Genomic DNA, 3,332 nt, shown 5'->3' with positions numbered 1-3,332 from the left:
CATCCGGGCGTCGGCGCACGCCGCGGCCAGCATCCTCGGCCGCCGACGGGTCCTCGTGATCGGCGCCAGGTTCGTCACGGTGTCATCCGACCGGTCGTCCGCCGCGAGAGGGTCGGCCGGGTCCAGCCGGGCGAGCAGCTGGTCGGCGGTGGGCCGGTCGCCGGGGTCCTTGGCGAGCGCGGAGGTCACCAGGGACCGTACGGACGGGTCGAGGCCGCGCAGGTCGGGCTGCTCGAAGAGGGCGCGGCCGGCCATCTCCACGGCGTCGCCCTCGCCGAACGGGTTCCGCCCGGTGCCCGCGTAGGCGATGAGACATCCCCAGCAGAAGACGTCGGAGGCGGGCGCGGCCGGCCGGAGGGACAGGCGTTCGGGCGCGATCCATCCGACGCTCCCGACGACCCGGCCGGTCTCGGCAGGCCCGCCGGCGGCGGAGACGCTCTGGGCGATGCCGAAGTCGATGACGCGGGGGCCGTTCCGCGCCATCAGGACGTTCGCCGGCTTCAGGTCCCCGTGGACCAGGCCGGCCCGGTGGATCGCGGTCAGCGCGCGCAGGACGCCCGTGGCGAGCACCCGCAGCGGCTCCGGCGGAAGCGCGCCGTCGCGTTCGACGATCTCCTTCAGCGAGCGGCCCGCGACGTACTCGGTGACGATGTAGGGCGGGGTGTGCTCGGTGCCGTCCGCCAGCGGGCGCGCCGTGCAGTGCGAGGGGACCCGGATCAGGGACGCCACCTCGTCCCGGAACCGGGCCCGTGCCTCCTCCTCGCCGACCGTTCCCGTGTGCGCGACCTTGACCGCCGCCAGGCGGCCGTCCTCGTCGCGGCCGAGGTACACCACGCCCATGCCACCGGTGCCCAGCCGCCCGACCAGCGTGTGCCCTCCGACCGTGGCCGGATCCCCGGGCGCCAGCGGGAGTACATCTGCCGGCAGGACCGCACTCCCGACCGGTACCGGTGTTCCGTCCATCGGTGTCCCTCTCTTCGGGAGGTTTCGGATTCCCCCGCTGAAGGGTCCTAATCGTGATGAAAGACGTGATTCAGTACTTTTCGCAGAACGGAAGGCCGCCGGGGTGGCCGCGCCCGCCGGTCCGGTCGTGGAAACGCGGGTGACGTGCTGGTCGGCACGGCGTCATGGACCGACGAGACACTGCTCACCTCCGGGGTGGTACCCGCCCGGGGCCCGTACGCCGGCCGAGCGCCTGTGCCACCACGCGAGCCGGTTTCCGGTCGTGGAGGTCGACTCGACTTACTACGCGCTGCCCGGCGAACGGGCCACGCGACTGTGGGCGCGGCGGACCCCCGACGGCTTCACGTTCGACGTTCAAGGCGTTCTCCCTGCTCAACCTGCGACCCCACTCGCGCCGCGGCGTTCCCGAAGGACCTGCGCGCGTCGCTGCCGGCCAAGGACGGGAACCTCTACCTCCGCGACATCGGCCCCGAGGTCGTCGAGCAGGTCTGGCGGCGCTTCGTGACCGCGCTGACGCCGCTCCGGGAGGCCGGCAGGTTCGGGGCGGTGCTGTTCTCCTTCCCGCGCTGGTTCCCGATCGGGCGCCGCAACAAGGACTACGTCGTGGAGTGTCTGCGGCGCTGAGAGCCGCTGCCGGTCGCGGTGGAGTTCCGCAACCGCACCTGGACGAGTGAGGAGAACCGGGAGGAGACGCTAGCGTTCCTCCGCTCGCACGCCATCGCGTACGTGTGCGTCGACATGCCCCAGGGGCGTCCCTGGTCCATCCCGCCCGTGACGGCCGCCACCGCCGGCCTGGCGGAGGTCCGCTTCCACGGCCGTGGCCGGTGGGCCGGCGACGGCCGGTACGGGCGCTCCGGATACCCGTACTCCGCCCGGGAGCCGGCGGAGTGGGCCCCGCGCATCCGCGAGCTCGCCAGGGAGACGTCGAGCACTCACGTGATCATGAAGAACGCCTACCGCGACCACGCTCCGCGCAGCGCGTGCCGGCTCATCGAACTGCTGGAGGCGATGCCGGACTGCCCGGTCCGCTCTCCCGGCGCGGCGGGGGCGGCGCCTGCCTCATCCTCGGTGCGGGCCACCCCGTGAAGAAGGCGGCCCGCACCACGATCCGTGCCGTGTTCCGAAGGTGCCCCGGTGCCACGGCGAACCGTTACCGATGAACGGTCACACGACGCTCGTTCCGACCAGGCACCGGGCCACGACGTCTCCGGTCGGGATGGTCTCGGCTCCCAGGGCGGAACAGACGGGGGAGCTCCCGCCGAGGCCCGAGATGCCGTCGTCGTCGCTTCCGTCGCCGGCCGACTGGACGGCCGTGATCGCCCGGCCGGGCTGCGCTGGAACAGCCGCGGCGAAGGCGGGTGCGGCGAATCCGATTGTCATGGTCGCCAGCGTGGTGCCGGCCAGGACCATTGTCTTGAGCCCCATATCTCCCCTTAGGTGTGAGTAGGTGCAGGCCAGTGCCTTGCTACCGGCATCGCCACGCGTTTCGCTGATTACCCGCGGATCCGGTGTTCGCCCCGGTTGTGCAGTGGTTTTGGGGAAGATCTAGGCTTGCTTCACGCCCGATGCCCCACTTCCCACGCCATTCCGGCCTCACGCCCGACCGAGGCGAACAGTGTGAAAGCGGAATCGCCCGCATATTTCACCGGCCGCCCGGTACGGCGTCGTACCGGGCCGATCTCGATTCCACGGTGACGTCGCGGCGGTGCGAAACGCGTCGCCGGGGCACCGGCCGCGGCGCGGGTAACGTGACCGATGCCGAGCCCCGACCCGTACCCGTCGCCGTGTCCACCCGCCCCCGCCGGTCCCGCACGTCCACGCGGATCCGGCGAGCCCGTCGCCGCAGGGCACACTCTGACCGAGGAGAAGCCGGTGACCCGACGCCAGCGCATCGACGACCTGACCGCGACCGCCGTACCCGAGCAACCCGCCCTGTCGCCCGACGGCGGCCGCATCGCGTACGTGCTGCGCACCTGTGACGCCGACGGCGACCGGAACACACGCGCGCTCTGGATCGTCGGTGCCGCGAGCGGGCGGCCCCGGCGGCTGACCCGCGGTCCCGCCGACTCCGCGCCGGCCTGGTCGCCCGACGGCGCACACGTCGCGTTCCTGCGGGGCGGTGCCGGCCCCGCCCAGATGTGGCTGCTGCCCACCGAGGGCGGCGAGGCCGAGCAGGTCACCGACCTGCCCTTCGGCGCGGGCGCCCCCGTCTGGAGCCCCGACGGGTCGAAGGTCGCGTTCGCCGCGATGACCGACCGCGAGGCCGTTCCGGGCGAGGACGGCGAGGCGAGGAGACGACGCGCCGCCGGGCCCATCGTCACCGGCCGCCTCGACTACCGGACCGACGGCGCCGGCCTGCTGCGGACGCT

At 73.0% G+C, this 3,332-nt stretch carries 5 protein-coding genes and 1 pseudogene; 4 read left to right on the top strand and 2 right to left on the bottom strand.

All coding sequences use genetic code 11. From position 1 onward, the window contains the following. Positions 1–963 (bottom strand): serine/threonine-protein kinase (locus ACFFNX_RS39810; RefSeq protein ID WP_378211333.1); only part of this gene is annotated, 963 nt, incomplete at its 3' end. Between ACFFNX_RS39810 and ACFFNX_RS39805 the strand changes: the two are divergent. The 3 genes and pseudogenes from ACFFNX_RS39805 to ACFFNX_RS39795 all read left to right on the top strand — a co-directional run. Then, positions 848–1,261 (top strand): annotated as a pseudogene (locus ACFFNX_RS39805) (DUF72 domain-containing protein); the annotation flags it as partial. The gene ACFFNX_RS39810 and the pseudogene ACFFNX_RS39805 sit on opposite strands and share 116 nt — an antisense overlap. Positions 1,262–1,278: 17 nt before the next feature. Beyond that, positions 1,279–1,587: a hypothetical protein gene (locus ACFFNX_RS39800; protein ID WP_378211334.1), complete on the top strand. Its 309-nt coding sequence runs from the start codon at positions 1,279–1,281 to the stop codon at positions 1,585–1,587. A gap of 6 nt (positions 1,588–1,593) precedes the next feature. Next, complete coding sequence (locus ACFFNX_RS39795) at positions 1,594–2,049, top strand: DUF72 domain-containing protein (protein WP_512699876.1); 456 nt, start codon at positions 1,594–1,596, stop codon at positions 2,047–2,049. Positions 2,050–2,127: 78 nt separating this feature from the next. Here the strand turns inward: ACFFNX_RS39795 and ACFFNX_RS39790 are convergent, their stop codons facing one another. Then, positions 2,128–2,388, bottom strand: a complete 261-nt coding sequence (locus ACFFNX_RS39790; RefSeq protein WP_378211331.1) for a hypothetical protein — start codon at positions 2,386–2,388, stop codon at positions 2,128–2,130. A gap of 447 nt (positions 2,389–2,835) precedes the next feature. On the opposite strand from ACFFNX_RS39790, the gene ACFFNX_RS39785 reads away from it, so the two are divergent. Next, the coding region (locus ACFFNX_RS39785) for a TolB family protein (RefSeq protein ID WP_378211330.1) at positions 2,836–3,332 on the top strand (497 nt) is incomplete at its 3' end.

The sequence above is a fragment of the Actinoallomurus acaciae genome, assembly GCF_042429965.1.
GTDB classification, from domain to species: domain Bacteria; phylum Actinomycetota; class Actinomycetes; order Streptosporangiales; family Streptosporangiaceae; genus Actinoallomurus; species Actinoallomurus acaciae.
This window is presented reverse-complemented; position numbering and strand designations above follow the sequence as displayed.

Bases quoted from the DNA above. Each gene is read 5' to 3' on its own strand.
- ACFFNX_RS39790 (WP_378211331.1), bottom strand. From the start codon at position 2,388: ATGGGGCTCAAGACAATGGTCCTGGCCGGCACCACGCTGGCGACCATG.